Genomic DNA, 13,930 nt, shown 5'->3' with positions numbered 1-13,930 from the left:
ATGAGCGACTCGTGCGGCGCGCCCGTCCAGGGCACCACGATCGACGTCTCGTCCTCGGAAACCGTCCTGCAGGGCAAGGTCGTCTCCGAAGGCACCCCCGTCGGCGGCGCCTTCGTCCGCCTGCTGGACTCCACCGGCGAGTTCACCGCGGAGGTCGTCTCCTCCCCGGAGGGCGACTTCCGCTTCTTCGCAGCGCCAGGCAGCTGGACCGTCCGGGCCCTGCACAGGACCGGCAACGGCCAGGCCGACGTCTCGGCCGAGGGTCCGGGCGTCCACGAACTGCAGATCGCAGTCGCCTGACCTGACGCTCCAGAACGAAAGTCCCGGCAGTCACGCCACTGCCGGGGCTTTTGCTTTTGTCGAGGGCCGCAGGCCCGAGGCTCTTTCCCCAAAGGGGAGCCGGAACGCAAGCACCCACGCAATCGCAAGCCGCCGAAAGCAACCGGCGTGCCATCTACCCGCCGAGGGCGCTGGCCCAGTCTTTGATCAGTTGTCAGGGGGTCGAGGGGGACGGAGTCCCCCCGTACGCCGAAGGCGTGGCTCTTCGCATGCCACCCCGTGTCATCGGCCACCACAACCGTGCACGTCAACCCCTCCGAGATACCATCATCCGGTGGAACACATCTTCACCGGACTCCTGGTGCTCGTGACCATCGCGGTCGTCTGGTTCGCCGCCTACGTCGTGTACCGCCTCTACTCCGACCAGCGATGACCAGCGGAGACGAGGCCATCCGCCTGGCCGAACAACGCGCAGAGGCCACCCGCGCCCGCAACCTCCCGCAGTTCACCGACATGCCCATCCCAGGCGACACGGCGAACCTGCGCGAAGGCGCGAACCTCAACGACGCCCTCCTGTCGGTCCTCCCCCTCGTGGGCGTCTGGCGCGGCGAGGGCGAGATCGTCTACCCGACGATCGACGGCCCGTTCCGCTTCGGCCAGCAGATCACCTTCGCCCACGACGGCCGCCCGTTCCTCATCTACGAGGCACGGTCGTGGCTGCTCAACGAGGCCGGCGAGGTCATCCGCCCGGCAGCGCGCGAGAGCGGCTTCTGGCGCCCGCAGCCGGACGACACCATCGAGGTGCTGCTCACGCACAACACGGGCATCATCGAGATGTACTACGGCAAGCCGATCAAGCAGACGGCCTGGGAGTTCCAGACCGACGCGTTGATCCGCACCGCCACGGCCAAGGACGTCACCGCTGCTCAGCGCCTCTACGGCATCGTCAACGGCGACCTCGCCTACGTCGAGGAGCGCGCCATGGTGGGCCAGCCCATGCAGGCCCACGCGTCCGCCCAGCTGCAGCGCATCGTCGGCTGACCGACACCGCCACACCGCCGGATCGGTGAACGATCTGGCGGTTGCGCGTGTCGGATTGTTCAACAATCCCACGATTCCCCGTAGCATGGGGTCATGCTGCTGCGGCGCTGCGGTACAGACGCACTCCTGGTCGAGGTCGACTCGCTGACCGAGGTCGCGGCCGTCCGCGCCGCGCTGCACGGACTCCCCGGCATCGAGGAGCTCGTTCCCGCGGCGAGGACCGTGCTGGTCAAGGGCTCCCTGCAGCACGTCAGGGAAGCCCTCAAGGACGTCGACCTGACCCATGCACCCGCCACGGAGTCCCGCGAGGTCACCATCCCGATCACCTACGACGGCCCCGACCTGGACCTCGTCGCGGAAACCGCGAAGATCAGCCCCGCGGAAGTCGTCGAACTCCACACGGCGGCCACCTACGAGGTCGCGTTCTGCGGCTTCGCCCCCGGCTTCGGCTACCTGACCGGCCTGCCACCGCAGCTCCAGCAACCCCGGCTCGACTCCCCGCGCACCAAGGTCCCCGCGGGATCCGTCGGCATCGCCGGCGAGTTCACCGCCGCCTACCCGCGCGCGACCCCCGGTGGCTGGCGCCTGATCGGTCGCACCGAGATCACCCTGTTCGACCCGAAGGCCGAGACCCCGGCGCTGCTCGCACCTGGTGACCAGGTCAGGTTCGTGGTCGCATGAGCCGCCGGATCAGGATCCTCCGCACCGGCCCGCAGGCCCTCGTCCAGGACCTCGGCCGCCCCGGTCACGCCCACCTCGGCGTGCCGCCGTCCGGTGCCGTCGACCCGCACTCGCTCACCCTCGCCAACCGCCTGGTGGGCAACGACGAGACCGCCGCGGGGCTCGAGCTCCTGCTCGGCGGCCTGGAGCTCGCAGCGGAGACCTCCTGCACGGTCGCCGTCACCGGCCCGGCGGTCGAGGTCCGGATCAACGGCAAGCTCGCCGACTCACACCAGCCGCTCCACCTGCCGCCGAACGCCACGCTGACCATCGGCACCCCGCAGACCGGCCTGCGCACCTACCTCGCCGTCTCCGGCGGCATCACCGCCGCGGAAGAGCTCGGCAGCCGCTCCACCGACCTGCTCTCCGGAATCGGTCCAGACCCGTTGCGGGACAAGGACGTCCTCGACCTCGGTGCGCCGAACGCGGCGAACGGCGCAGACGTCGTGCCGCCGTTCCACGCACCGGACACCATCACGGTCCCCGTCACGCTCGGCCCGCGCGACGACTGGTTCGAGGACGCGGAAACCCAGCTCCGCCAGGGGTCCTGGACGGTCAGCGACCGCAGCAACCGGGTCGGTGCGCGGCTGCGGGGCACCGTTCTGAATCGTCGTGACGGCGAGATACCCAGCGAGGGCATGATCACCGGCGCGATCCAGGTGCCGCCGGACGGGCAGCCCGTGGTCTTCCTCAACGACCACCCGACGACCGGCGGCTACCCCGTCATCGGCGTGGTCGACCGCGCTCACCTGCGGTTTCTCGGGCAGGCCAGGCCCGGTACGACGGTCAGGTTCCTCCCGCGGCAATGAGGACCACGGCGTTGACGTAAGTGGTCCAGACCAAATACGGTAGCCACCAGGCCGCCGCGGAACCTTCACCAAACTGGAGTTCCGCATGCGCCGATTCCCTGCCCTGTTAGCGATTCTGGTCGCGTTGACAGCCCTGGCGGTCCCTGCACAAGCCGCCACGGGCATCACCGCGACCTTCACCCGCACCGGCACGAGCGCCAAGCTCGTGGTCGCCAACGCGTCCACGGCCTCGCTCAACGGCTGGTCGGTCAAGTTCGACCTGCCCGCCGGTGTCACGGTCGGCAACGTCCAGAACGCCACCACCACCCAGAACGGCACGCGGGTGACGCTCACCCCGGCGTTCTACATCAACAACATCCCCGCCGGACGCAACACCGATCCCTACAGCCCGACGTTCACGCTGAGCGCCGCGGCCGACCCGACCGCCTGCACGATCAACGGCATGGCGTGCGACGGCAGCGGTGACCCCGCTCCGGTCCCGACCGGGCTCACCGCCGACTACTCGGTGGCCGGCGGTTCGGCGAAGTTCATCGTGCGCAACCACACCGCCGCCGCGGTGAGCGACTGGTCCATCTCCTTCACGCTGCCCAACGGCGTGACGGTCAGCAACGGCCAGAACGGCACGGTCAGCCAGAACGGCAACCAGGTCACCATCACCCCCGCGCACTACAACAAGACCGTGGCCGCGGGTGGCAGCACCGAGCCGTACAGCCCGACGTTCGCCATCAGTTCCAACGTCGACCCGGTCACCTGCCGGATCAACAACGCGAACTGCGACGGCAGCGCGGACACCCCGCCGAGCACCCCGACGGGTCTCACGTCACCGACGAAGACCACGCGTACGGTGACGCTGCAGTGGACCGCGTCCAATCCTGGCTCGTTGCCGATCGCCGGTTACGACGTCTACAACGGCTCCACGCTCGCCGGCAGCTCCACCACGACGTCCACGATCATCACCGGCCTGAACCCGAACACGGCGTACTCCTTCACGGTGCGCGCCAAGGACACCAAGGGCACGCAAAGCGCTCCGAGCGCGGCACTGGCCGTCACCACCAACAACCCCGCCGACGACACGACCCCGCCGACCGCACCGGGCAACCTGCGCGCCACGGCGAAGGACGCGGGCAGCATCACGTTGGCGTGGAACGCATCCACTGACAACCGCGGTGTGGCGAACTACGACGTCTACGTGGGCACGACCGTGAAGCAGACGGTCTCCGGCACCACGGCGGTCGTCACCGGCCTTGCACCGTCCACGGACTACACGTTCACCGTGCGCGCGCGAGACATCTACGACAACGTCTCCGCACCGAGCAACGCGCTCAACGAGCGCACTAGTGACATCGTCGGCGGCTACGCCCGTGTCGGGTACTTCGTGCAGTGGGGCATCTACGGACGCCAGTACTTCGTGAAGGACATGGACGCCGCGAAGCTGACGCACGTCAACTACGCGTTCGGCAACATCGACCCGGTCAACCTGACGTGTCTGCACGGCGTCACCAAGGGCACGAGCCCGGACCCGCAGGACCCCAACCAGGGCGACGGCGCCGGTGACGCGGAAGCCGACTACAGCAGGCCGATGAGCGCGGCGCAGTCCGTCGACGGCGTGGCGGACAGCGGCTGGGAACCGTTGCGCGGCAACTACAACCAGCTCAAGAAGCTCAAGGCGAAGCACCCGAACCTGAAGGTGCTGATCTCGCTCGGCGGCTGGACGTACTCGAAGTACTTCTCCGACGTTGCGGCCACGGACGCGGCGCGCAAGAAGTTCGTGTCGTCGTGCATCGACATCTACCTCAAGGGCAACCTGCCCGTGTACAACGGCGCCGGCGGTCCCGGCACCGCGGCGGGCATCTTCGACGGCTTCGACCTCGACTGGGAGTGGCCGGGCGCCGAGGGCCACGCGGGCAACCACTTCGGCCCGCAGGACAAGGTCAACAACAGCCTGCTGATCGAGGAGTTCCGCCGGCAGATGGACGCGTACAGCACCACGACCGGCAAGCGCTACCAGCTCACCGCGTTCACGCCGGCCGACCCGGCCAAGATCGAGGCGGGCTGGGAGCTCGGGCGGGTCGCACAGTCGATGGACATCTTCAACGTCCAGGGCTACGACTTCCACGGCTCCGGCAGCGACAACTCGTGGGAGCCCAACCGGACCGGCCACCAGGGCAACCTCTACCCCGACCCGGACGACCCGTACACGACCAAGTTCAGCGTGGAGAGCACGGTCCAGGCCTACCTCGACGCGGGTGTGCCACCACGCAAGATCACGCTCGGGCTCGCGTTCTACGGCCGCGGCTGGCAGAACGTGGTCAACGGCGGCAAGAACGGCGAGTGGCAGCAGGCGGGAGGTGCTGCGCCGGGCCAGTTCCCGGAGGAGGCGGGCACGCGCGGGTACGCCAACCTCGTCGCGTCGGTGCCGAACTGCACCGTGCACCACGACGAGGTGGCCGTGGCGACGTCCTGCTACACCGGCAACCAGTGGTGGACCTTCGACGACGTGTGGTCGATCCAGCGCAAGACCGCGTGGCTCAAGTCGAAGAACCTGCTGGGCGCGATGTTCTGGGAGATGTCCGGTGACCGCGGCACGTTGATGGCCGCGGTCGACGCCGGACTCAGGTGACCCGGAGGAAGATCAGTACTCGGACTCGTACAGGCCCTGCAGCTCGGTCAGCAGGGCCGCCGAGTCGGGCAGCTGCTTGCCGTCCAGCGTGGTCACCCGCGTGATCTTGCGGACGCTGGACGCGAGGAACACGCCCTCGGCGTCGTAGAGCTCGCCGGTCTGGACCGGCTCCACGAGCACGGTCCAGCCGGCGCGCTCGGCGGCGCGGAACAGCGCGTACTGGGTGGTGCCCGGCAGGATGCCGAGCTTGGAGGGCGGCGTGACCAGGGTCTTGCCGCGCACCAGGATGACCGTCGAGGTCGGGCCCTCCAGGACGGAGCCGCTGGAGGTCGTGAAGATGACCTCGGCGGCACCGCGGCGCTCGGCCTCGCGGATCGCGGCCATGTTGATCGCGTAGGACAGCGACTTGGCGCCCAGCAGCAGCCACGGCGCGCGGTCGGCGAGGTCGGCCTCGATGCCGCGGTCCAGCGTCACCGCGGACAGGCCCTCGGCGCGCTGCTTGAGCACCTTCGCGCCGATCTCCATGCCCAGCGCGAAGCCGGTGCCGGTGCCGTCGCCGCCCTCGACGCCGCGGGTGTAGACGAGCTTGAGGGCGAACTCGCTGCCACCGGTCCAGTTGCCGATGACGAGCTCGACCGCGCGTTCGAACTCCGCGCGCGGCGGGACGGGCATGTCGAGCATGGCCGCCGACCGCTCCAGCCGGTCCAGGTGCGGCGACAGCTCGCGGGGCTTCCCGTCGACGACGAGGATGGTTTCGAAGACGCCGTCACCGCGCATCAGACCGAGGTCGTCGACACGGATCTGCGGGGCGTCGGGGTCAGCGAGGGTTCCGTCGAGCAGTGCCAGCACGCGCATGGCTGGAGCCTACTAGCAGTGATTAACATGGCTGTCGTGGAGACCGCAAGAGGCCTGCGCAAAACGCTGCACGACCGCGGCATGCGGATGACGCCGCAGCGCCAGCTCGTGCTGGACGCGGTCAAGGTGCTCGGGCACGCGACGCCCGAGCAGATCTGCCAGCGCGTCCAGGAGACGGCGCCGACGGTCAACATCACGACGATCTACCGCACGCTCGACCTGCTCGACCGGCTAGGCCTGGTGCGGCACACGCACCTCGGGCACGGCGCGCCGAGCTACTCGGTCGACGAGCACCAGCACGTGCACCTGGTGTGCCACGTCTGCGGCCGGATCGACGAGATCCCGTGTGAGCTGCTCGGGCCGCTGGGCGGAACATTGCGGGACCGCGAGGGGTTCGAACTGGATGCCAGTCATCTCGCGCTGTCCGGCACGTGCCGCGACTGTTTGAAGCAGGACCAGGAGACCGAGTGAGCTTTCCAGGAGCCGTCCCGCCGCCAGACGATTCCACCGACGCCGGCGTCGCCTGGCACTACGGCGACCCGTTCGCCGAACAACGCTCGGCCGCCCGCTCGGTCGTCGTCGTGGACCGCTCGAACCGCGGGATCATCGCGGTACCGGGCGAGGACCGGCTGACCTGGTTGCACCAGCTCACCAGCCAGCACTTCGAGCTGCTCGGCGAGGACGCCGGCACCGAGGCGCTGATCCTCGACGCGCAGGGCCGGCTGGAGCACCACATGGTGGTCGCGAACGTCGGCGGCACGGTGTTCCTGGACGTGGAGAAGGTCGACGACCTGCTCGCGTACCTGAAGAAGATGGTCTTCTGGTCGAAGGTCGAGCCGCGCGACGCCACGGCGGAGCTCGCGCTGCTCACGGTGGTCGGCCCGGACGCGGTCGCGGTGCTGGAGAAGCTCGACCTGCCGGTGCCCGCGGACGTGGTGGCGCTCGGCGAGGGTTTCGTGCGGCGCAGGTCGTGGCCCGGTCAGAGCTCGTTCGACCTGCTGGTGCCGCGCGCCGAGCTGGCGTCGTGGTGGCAGCGGCTCACCGACGCGGGTGCGCGCCCGGCCGGCAGCTTCGCCTTCGAGGCGCTGCGGGTCGAGTCGCTGCGGCCCCGGCCGGGCATCGACACCGACGAGCGCACGATCCCGCACGAGGTGAACCTGATCGAGTCCTCGGTGCACCTGAACAAGGGCTGCTACCGCGGCCAGGAGACGGTCGCGAAGGTCCACAACGTGGGCCGCCCGCCGCGCCGCATGCTCCTGCTCCACCTGGATGGTTCTGCCGACGGCCAGCCGGAGACCGGTGACCCGGTCGAGCTGGACGGCCGCGTGGTCGGCCGGGTGGGCAGCGTCGTGCAGCACCACGAACTGGGGCCGATCGCGTTGGCGCTGGTCAAGAGGTCCGTACCGGTCGAGTCCGAGCTGGTCGCCGGTGCCGGGGAGCGTCAGGTGGCAGCGCGCATCGATCCCGACTCGGTGCCCGCGGACACGCCCGGACTGGGCCGGGAAGCTGTTCGCAACCTGAGGGGCTGAGCCCAAGCGGGCTGGCCGTCGGCCTTCTCCTCTGTTCCGCTGGTCAGGTGGGTACATCGCGGTGCCGCGAGGTGCCCCGCTGAGCACTGGAAGAGACGATGAAGGTTGGCGGCCAGCCCGCTACAGTCCGGTACATGTCACTGGGCACGCTGATCACCGTCGCTCCCACCGGAGCGGAGCACGCGAAAGCCGACGTCCCGGCACTTCCGGTGACCCTGGAGGAACTGGTCTCGACGGCGCGGAGCTGCGAGCAGGTCGGCGCCGCGATGATCCACGTCCACATCCGCGGCGCGGACGCGAAGCCGTCGCTCGACCTCGGTCTGCTGAAGGCGACGGTCGAGGCGTTGCGGGCCGAGACCGGCCTCGTGGTCCAGCTGTCCACCGGCGGGTCGGTGCACGACCCCGAGGCGGACCGGCTGCGCGTGCTGGAGGCGATGCCTGACTCGGCGTCCTGCACGATGGGAACCGTCAACTTCGGTGACGACGTGTTCATGAACCGGTGGGAGTTCATCGTCGCGTTGCACAAGGGCATGCAGGAACGCGGCATCGTCCCGGAGTACGAGATCTTCGACATCGGTCAGCTGGCGTCGTTGCAGCGGCTGCTCGACCAGCACGGCCTCCCGGCGGGTGGACACGTGCACGTCGACTTCGTCATGGGCGTGCCCGGCGGGATGCCGGGAGACGCGCGGACGCTGGTTGCCGCAGTGAACGCTCTGCCGGACGGGGCAACGTTCTCCGCCACCGGGATCGGCCGGACCACGCTGCCAGTGATGTTCACCGCATTGGGGGCGGGTGGGCACCTCCGCGTGGGTATGGAAGACACGATCAGCTATTCGCGAGGCGTGCCGGTGCGGGACAACGCACAGCTCGTCGCCCGTGCCGCGGGTCTCGCGAAGATCGCGCAACGGCCTCCGTTGTCTCCCGACGAGGCGCGCAAGGTCCTCGGCGTGCACATTTGAGACAACTTTGGTGCATGGGATGTGTTGGCGGGTGAGGAGGATCTACCGCAGGATGGACACGTGATCGAGGTGCGTCCTGGCGGGCGCCGCCGAATCGACCGGGTGCTCGCCCCCGACTACACGGAGGGCGTCGAGCAGCGCCCGCTCGTCGAGGTGCGCGAACTCCGCGACGAGGCCGCGCAGGAAGAAACCGACCTGTCCTACCTGCGGCGGTTGCTGCACGCGCGGATCGACATCGTGCGTGCCGAGCAGCAGCGCCGCAGCTCCGGCGGCTCGGCGGTGGTCGACCAGCTGGCCACGATCCTCTCCTCGAACGCTGTCGGGCCGGCTACCGGCCTCGGCCGGTACCAGACCCATGAGCCCTCACGTGCTGATGCGCATCAACGGCACGTGGAAGCGCTGATCTCCGATGTCGATCTCTCCGACGTGAGCAAGTTGTCCGACGATCGCCTCGGCGAGGTGTTGGAGACGTTCATCTCGGAAGAGGCGTCGGTGTCGGTGCGGCGGCGCGAGGTGCAGGTGGTCGTGGACAGGCTCAACGCCGAGATCGCGTCGCGCTACCAGCGCGGTAGTGCGTCGGTCGACGAGCTGCTGGCGGCGGAGCGCGGGCACCACCGCCCCAAGCGCTGACTCCCACAATCTGGGACCGTCGTTCCACTTTCTGGGCGGCGGACCTAGCGTGCCTTCATGGGGTACCGCTGGGTCGTGCTGTTCGCGGGGGCGCTCGCACAGGGCACGAACGCGGCGGTCTTCCTCGGTCTCTCCGCCGTCAGCCCCCAGCTCCGTGATCACTTCGGCCTGACGTTGCCCCAGGTGGGGCTGCTGCTGGGAGCGGTCAACCTGGGCACGATGATCGCTCTCGTGCCGTGGGGCTTCTTCGCGGACAAGCGCGGTGAACGGCTCGCGATGACCATCGGCGGCGTAGGTGCCGCCGGATGCCTGCTCGGCGTGGCGGTCGGCAACGCGTGGGTCGCGGGTCTCGCGCTGCTCGGTGCCGGGCTCTTCGGGGCCAGCGTGAACGCCGCCAGCGGCCGCGCGGTGATGTCCTGGTTCCCCAGCGGCAAGCGCGGGCTCGCGATGGGCGTGCGGCAGACGGCGACCCCGCTCGGTGCGGCCCTGACCGCGGCCTCCTGCCCGGCGTCGCGATCGCGTCCGGCGTTCCGGCGGCGTTCGTGGCGCTGGCCTCGGTGACCGGGCTCGTGGCGCTCGCGGTCGCGTTGCTGGTCCGCGAACCGCCGGGGGCGACGCGCGGCGGTGGCTCGCACGGGCTCGTGCTCAAGGACCCCCGGCTGATCAGGCTGGCCGTGGCCAGCGGGCTGCTGGTCGTGCCCCAGTTCACCGCCGCGACGCTGCTGGTGCCGCTGCTGCACGAGCACCGCGGCCTGGCCGTGACGACCGGCCGTGGTGTTCGGGTGGCGCAGGCGCTCGGCGGGGCCGGCCGGCTCGCGGCGGGATCTGGTCGGACCGGTGGGCAGCCGGGTCGGGCCGTTGCGGGTGCTCGCGGTGGTGATGGCGGTGGGGTTCACGCTGACCGCCGCGCTGGACCGGGCCCCGTTGCCGGTGCTCGTGGCGGTGCTGGTGCCGACCGCCGTGGTCGCGCTGGCGTGGAACGGGCTCGCCGTCACCGAAGCGGGTGAACTGGCACCGGAGGGCCGCAGCGCGACCGCGATCAGCATGCAGAACAGCTCCAACTACCTGAGCGCGACGCTCACGCCGGCGGTCTCGGCGTGGGTGGCCGTGCACGTGGGCTGGCCTGCGGCGATGCTGCTGGCGGCGGTGGCGTCGGTGGCCGGGTGGGGGCTGCTTCAGCCGTGGCGTTCGCGGCGGGCCAGCTCGCCCCAGAACTCGCGCAGCGACTCGTAGCGCAGCGCGACCTCCTCGGCGTCACCGGTCTCCAGCGCGTCGACGATGGCGTTCACATCGGTCGCGGAGGAGTCCTCCAGCAGGTCCTTGTCGTTCACCAGCTGCACCAGGCCGCCGTAGTCGAGCTCGACGGCGGAGTGCGGGTGGAAGTGCTCGAGCCAGCGACCGGTGTCGGCGAGGACCTTGGCGGGCCCGTCGTCGCCCAGCGCGGTCTTCACGACCTTCAACGCCCGCGCGACACGCCGCCGTGCGTCGGCCATCGCGACCCGCCAGGACACCTGCCGCTCCGGGTCGTCCTGGGCGCTCGCGAGCACCACCCGCCGCTGAGCGGGGTCGACCATGGCGAACCACGGCAGCGGGACCGTCCACGTCGTGGAGATCACGTGAACGGCGCCGGCGGAGAGCTCGGCCATCACGGCGGACGCGCGCGCTCGGACCGTTTCCGGGGCGATGCTGAGGGCCGCGTCCTGCAGAACGGGCTGCGCGGAGGCCAGGAAGCCCACCAGAGCCGCCGCGGACCGGGCCCTGAGGTCGAGCGGGCAGACGAGGGGTCCTGGGCCGACACGCGCGGCGTCAGACGTCGGCACCTCGGCCGGGCTGATGGTCATGACCTCGAAGTGCGAACCGCCCGGGAGCAACTTCTTGGCCAACTGTGATCGCAACCACAGCTCCCGTTCGCGGTCACCGACCTCCGAACGCGGGATCGGGCCCGCTTCCAGGGCTTTTCGCACCTTGACCGCTAGCGGTGCGTCCAAGACCGATAACGGTTCGTACACCCGTAGGTAGGCGACGAACGGTCTGGGCACCTGTGCATCCTTCCACGCGAGGGCGGCCGGGAGATTTGGCGGTACGTGTCACGCCTACCGCGTCGCGAGGAACCCCATCGGCACGGTACGGTAGTTACCAGGAACTAGTTGTCGAGACGAGTGGGGCCGCCGTTCCCCCGGCCGCCCCCGTCCCTGTGCGAGGGGGTCGAGCCATGGGGCGCGGCCGAGCGAAGGCCAAGCAGACGAAGGTCGCCAGGGAGCTCAAATACAGCTCTCATGAGACCGACTTCGCTGCGCTGCAGCGTGAGCTGTCTGGTGGCGAAACGTCGCCGAACGGGAGTGGTGGCGAAGAAAGCCACGACGACCCGTACGACGACTACGACGACTACCGTCGCTGAATCCAGCCTGGCGAGCTTCAAGGGTTGGGTGGCTGATCAAGCCACCCAACCCTTGAACTCGTCAGGCCTGATCAGAACGCCCTGGCGTACTGCCTCGGAGCCCGGACCTCCACACCCAACTGCTGTGCCGCGTGCAGCGGCCAGTACGGGTCGCGGAGCAGTTCGCGCGCGAGCAGGACCAGGTCGGCGGCACCGTCGTCCAACACCTGTTCGGCCTGCTTCGCCTCGGTGATCAGGCCGACCGCACCCGTGGGCACGTCTGCCTTGCGCCGCACAGCCTCAGCGAGCGGCACCTGGTAGCCGGGCCCGATCGGGATTTCCGCCTGCGCCGTGTTGCCACCACTGGACACGTCGATCAGGTCGGCACCCGCGGCCTTGAGCGCCGTCGCCAGCACCACGCTGTCGTCGGCCGTCCACCCGCCCTCGACCCAGTCGGTCCCGCTGATCCGCACGATCACCGGCACCTCCGGCCCGACGGCGGCCCTGACCGCGGCCGTGACCTCGACGGGCACGGCGATGCGTTCTTCCAGGCTGCCCTCGTTCGTCAGCGGCGAGTAGTACTCGTGCAGCAGGTACCCGTGCGCGGCGTGGATCTCGAGCACCTCGAACCCGGCCGCGAGCGCCCGGATGGCCCCCTCGACGAACGCCTTGACGATCCCGGTGTGGTTCGTGATCTTCTCCGGCTGGTTGCCACCGGGGAACGGCTCGGTCGTGGGCGCCACCGGCACCCAGTCACCGATCGCCTTGCGCCCGGCGTGCGCGAGCTGGATGCCGGGGACGGAACCGTGCTCCTTGATGAAGCTCGTGATCCTCTGCCAGGCCTCGACCTGCTCGTCGTTCCAGATGCCGGTGTCCTGCGGGGAGATCCGGCCCTCCGGCACGACCGCCGTGGCCTCGGCGATGACCAGGCCGGCACCGCCGACGGCACGGGAGCCGAGGTGGACGAGGTGCCAGTCGGTCGGGACGCCGTCCTCCTTCGCCACCGAGTACTGGCACATCGGGCTGACCGCGATGCGGTTGGGGAGGGTGACGCTCCGCAGGGTCAGCGGGGAGAAGAGCAAGCTCACGGGGGCTCCCTTGAACGTTCGTAGACCTAACCAAATGTTCAAGGGGATGCGGGCGGCGTGTTGTTCCCGAGCGTGGGGTCGTCTCAGTCACTGGGCGGTGACGCTGTGGAACCGATCACTCCACGGTGGCGCAGGACGTCGGGCGTGAGTCCGGACGGCCAGACGGTCGTGGCATCGGAGTGAGCACCGTGCAGATCCGCTTCCGCCAGGTCGGCGCTGGTCAGGTCGGCACCTTCGAGGTGCGCGTTGCGCAGCGAGGCCTTCCGCAGGCTCGCGCCCACGAGGCTGGCCTTGCGCAGGTCTGCGGCGTGGAAGTCGCACCCGTCCAGCCGGGTGCCGCGCAACCAGGCGCGGGCGAGGTTGGACCTGCGGAGGTCCGCGCCCACCAGCTGCTGGTTCTCCAGCTGCACGCCGCGCAGGTCGACTCGGGACAGGCGCAGCGTCAGGGCCTCCGGCGGCTCCGGCCGACGACCGAGGATGGCGAGCGCGGTCTGCACGTCGGGGGCACGCATGCGCAACCACGGAAGCCGCTCGTCCACGGTCGGCGTCGGGTGTTCAGGGCCGTCAGGTGACCCGACCGCCCACGGCACCCGGTTGCGCACGAAGCTGCCGATGGTGACCTGGACGAACCGGCGGTCCTTCCGCGAGTCCTTGGAGATCCGCTCCAGCACGTAGAGCCCGCCGATGCGGACGTCCGCGTTGTCGTTGGCGAGGTGTTCGACCGCCCTGCTGTAGCGGTCGGTGATCTGACCGTCCCTGTTGACCCGGACCTGGTACCAGGTCACCGCGCCACCTGCCGCGAGCAGGAGCCCGCCGAAGAACTGCAGCAGGCTCGAACGGAGGGCGGTCTGCGACGACTCGCGCTGGAGCACGACCCGCGCCTGGGGTTCGGTCACGGTCCGCAGGTCGAGACCGGGCGGAGGTGGGTAGACCAGCTGTGGCACGAACAGGACGACCCCGAGCGCGAACAGGACGACGGCCGCGCCGGCCGCGCCGAGCCCGATCGTCCGCTTGCTCATGGAG

Annotated in this window: 16 protein-coding genes; 12 read left to right on the top strand and 4 right to left on the bottom strand. The window is 69.8% G+C overall.

The features are described 5' to 3' along the window. From BBK82_RS16185 to BBK82_RS16165, 5 genes are all read left to right on the top strand, one after another. Positions 1-300, top strand: a complete 300-nt coding sequence (locus BBK82_RS16185) for a DUF1416 domain-containing protein (RefSeq protein WP_065915762.1) — start codon at positions 1-3, stop codon at positions 298-300. A gap of 408 nt (positions 301-708) precedes the next feature. After that, positions 709-1,320 carry a heme-binding beta-barrel domain-containing protein gene (locus BBK82_RS16180; protein WP_065915761.1) on the top strand — a complete coding sequence of 204 codons (612 nt, stop codon included), beginning with the start codon at positions 709-711 and terminating at the stop codon, positions 1,318-1,320. A 93-nt stretch (positions 1,321-1,413) separates the two neighbouring features. Then, positions 1,414-2,001, top strand: coding sequence for a 5-oxoprolinase subunit PxpB (pxpB, locus tag BBK82_RS16175; protein ID WP_065915760.1), 588 nt, complete (start codon positions 1,414-1,416; stop codon positions 1,999-2,001). Beyond that, the gene (locus BBK82_RS16170) at positions 1,998-2,849 is read left to right on the top strand and encodes a 5-oxoprolinase subunit C family protein (RefSeq protein WP_065915759.1); all 852 of its coding nucleotides are present in this window, start codon (positions 1,998-2,000) and stop codon (positions 2,847-2,849) included. The genes pxpB and BBK82_RS16170 overlap by 4 nt, the downstream gene beginning before the upstream one ends. A gap of 85 nt (positions 2,850-2,934) precedes the next feature. After that, positions 2,935-5,469, top strand: a complete 2,535-nt coding sequence (locus BBK82_RS16165; RefSeq protein ID WP_071812615.1) for a glycosyl hydrolase family 18 protein — start codon at positions 2,935-2,937, stop codon at positions 5,467-5,469. A gap of 12 nt (positions 5,470-5,481) precedes the next feature. On the opposite strand, the gene BBK82_RS16160 is transcribed toward BBK82_RS16165, so the two are convergent. Further along, positions 5,482-6,324, bottom strand: coding sequence for an aminodeoxychorismate lyase (locus tag BBK82_RS16160; RefSeq protein WP_065915758.1), 843 nt, complete (start codon positions 6,322-6,324; stop codon positions 5,482-5,484). Positions 6,325-6,405: 81 nt separating this feature from the next. Between BBK82_RS16160 and BBK82_RS16155 the strand changes: the two genes are divergently transcribed. From BBK82_RS16155 to BBK82_RS54110, 6 genes are all read left to right on the top strand, one after another. Next, on the top strand, positions 6,406-6,795 hold the full coding sequence (locus BBK82_RS16155; RefSeq protein WP_418287511.1) for a Fur family transcriptional regulator: 390 nt from the start codon (positions 6,406-6,408) through the stop codon (positions 6,793-6,795). After that, the gene (ygfZ, locus tag BBK82_RS16150) at positions 6,792-7,853 is read left to right on the top strand and encodes a CAF17-like 4Fe-4S cluster assembly/insertion protein YgfZ (RefSeq protein ID WP_065915756.1); all 1,062 of its coding nucleotides are present in this window, start codon (positions 6,792-6,794) and stop codon (positions 7,851-7,853) included. The genes BBK82_RS16155 and ygfZ overlap by 4 nt, the downstream gene beginning before the upstream one ends. A 134-nt stretch (positions 7,854-7,987) precedes the next feature. After that, the gene (locus tag BBK82_RS16145; RefSeq protein WP_065915755.1) at positions 7,988-8,812 is read left to right on the top strand and encodes a beta-keto acid cleavage family enzyme; all 825 of its coding nucleotides are present in this window, start codon (positions 7,988-7,990) and stop codon (positions 8,810-8,812) included. A 60-nt stretch (positions 8,813-8,872) separates the two neighbouring features. Next, positions 8,873-9,442: an RsiG family protein gene (locus tag BBK82_RS16140; protein WP_065915754.1), complete on the top strand. Its 570-nt coding sequence runs from the start codon at positions 8,873-8,875 to the stop codon at positions 9,440-9,442. 57 nt (positions 9,443-9,499) lie between these two features. Continuing rightward, entirely contained in the window at positions 9,500-10,003 is a 504-nt protein-coding gene (locus BBK82_RS54115) for an MFS transporter (RefSeq protein WP_065915753.1), read from the top strand. Positions 10,004-10,213: 210 nt separating this feature from the next. After that, the gene (locus BBK82_RS54110) at positions 10,214-10,675 is read left to right on the top strand and encodes an MFS transporter (RefSeq protein ID WP_065915752.1); all 462 of its coding nucleotides are present in this window, start codon (positions 10,214-10,216) and stop codon (positions 10,673-10,675) included. Here the strand turns inward: BBK82_RS54110 and BBK82_RS16125 are convergent. Further along, positions 10,618-11,481 carry a DUF8083 family protein gene (locus tag BBK82_RS16125; protein WP_065915751.1) on the bottom strand — a complete coding sequence of 288 codons (864 nt, stop codon included), beginning with the start codon at positions 11,479-11,481 and terminating at the stop codon, positions 10,618-10,620. The two genes, BBK82_RS54110 and BBK82_RS16125, sit on opposite strands and share 58 nt — an antisense overlap. A gap of 173 nt (positions 11,482-11,654) precedes the next feature. Between BBK82_RS16125 and BBK82_RS16120 the strand changes: the two genes are divergently transcribed. Further along, complete coding sequence (locus tag BBK82_RS16120) at positions 11,655-11,840, top strand: DUF3073 domain-containing protein (RefSeq protein WP_065915750.1); 186 nt, start codon at positions 11,655-11,657, stop codon at positions 11,838-11,840. 71 nt (positions 11,841-11,911) lie between these two features. On the opposite strand, the gene BBK82_RS16115 is transcribed toward BBK82_RS16120, so the two are convergent. Both BBK82_RS16115 and BBK82_RS16110 read right to left on the bottom strand, forming a co-directional pair. Continuing rightward, positions 11,912-12,907: an NADH:flavin oxidoreductase/NADH oxidase gene (locus BBK82_RS16115; RefSeq protein WP_065915749.1), complete on the bottom strand. Its 996-nt coding sequence runs from the start codon at positions 12,905-12,907 to the stop codon at positions 11,912-11,914. An 83-nt stretch (positions 12,908-12,990) separates the two neighbouring features. Beyond that, positions 12,991-13,926 carry a pentapeptide repeat-containing protein gene (locus BBK82_RS16110; RefSeq protein WP_065915748.1) on the bottom strand — a complete coding sequence of 312 codons (936 nt, stop codon included), beginning with the start codon at positions 13,924-13,926 and terminating at the stop codon, positions 12,991-12,993. Between the last annotated feature and the right edge of the window lie 4 nt (positions 13,927-13,930).

Origin of the sequence: Lentzea guizhouensis (genome assembly GCF_001701025.1) — a bacterium.
GTDB lineage: Bacteria > Actinomycetota > Actinomycetes > Mycobacteriales > Pseudonocardiaceae > Lentzea > Lentzea guizhouensis.
This window is presented reverse-complemented; position numbering and strand designations above follow the sequence as displayed.

What these genes read in the sequence shown, in the direction of transcription:
- BBK82_RS16185 (WP_065915762.1), top strand. Translation starts at nt 1, where the DNA reads ATGAGCGACTCGTGCGGCGCGCCCGTCCAGGGCACCACGATCGACGTC.
- BBK82_RS16180 (WP_065915761.1), top strand. Translation starts at nt 709, where the DNA reads ATGACCAGCGGAGACGAGGCCATCCGCCTGGCCGAACAACGCGCAGAG.
- pxpB (WP_065915760.1), top strand. Translation starts at nt 1,414, where the DNA reads ATGCTGCTGCGGCGCTGCGGTACAGACGCACTCCTGGTCGAGGTCGAC.
- BBK82_RS16170 (WP_065915759.1), top strand. Translation starts at nt 1,998, where the DNA reads ATGAGCCGCCGGATCAGGATCCTCCGCACCGGCCCGCAGGCCCTCGTC.
- BBK82_RS16165 (WP_071812615.1), top strand. Translation starts at nt 2,935, where the DNA reads ATGCGCCGATTCCCTGCCCTGTTAGCGATTCTGGTCGCGTTGACAGCC.
- BBK82_RS16160 (WP_065915758.1), bottom strand. Translation starts at nt 6,324, where the DNA reads ATGCGCGTGCTGGCACTGCTCGACGGAACCCTCGCTGACCCCGACGCC.
- BBK82_RS16155 (WP_418287511.1), top strand. Translation starts at nt 6,406, where the DNA reads ATGCGGATGACGCCGCAGCGCCAGCTCGTGCTGGACGCGGTCAAGGTG.
- BBK82_RS16145 (WP_065915755.1), top strand. Translation starts at nt 7,988, where the DNA reads ATGTCACTGGGCACGCTGATCACCGTCGCTCCCACCGGAGCGGAGCAC.
- BBK82_RS54115 (WP_065915753.1), top strand. Translation starts at nt 9,500, where the DNA reads ATGGGGTACCGCTGGGTCGTGCTGTTCGCGGGGGCGCTCGCACAGGGC.
- BBK82_RS16120 (WP_065915750.1), top strand. Translation starts at nt 11,655, where the DNA reads ATGGGGCGCGGCCGAGCGAAGGCCAAGCAGACGAAGGTCGCCAGGGAG.
- BBK82_RS16110 (WP_065915748.1), bottom strand. Translation starts at nt 13,926, where the DNA reads ATGAGCAAGCGGACGATCGGGCTCGGCGCGGCCGGCGCGGCCGTCGTC.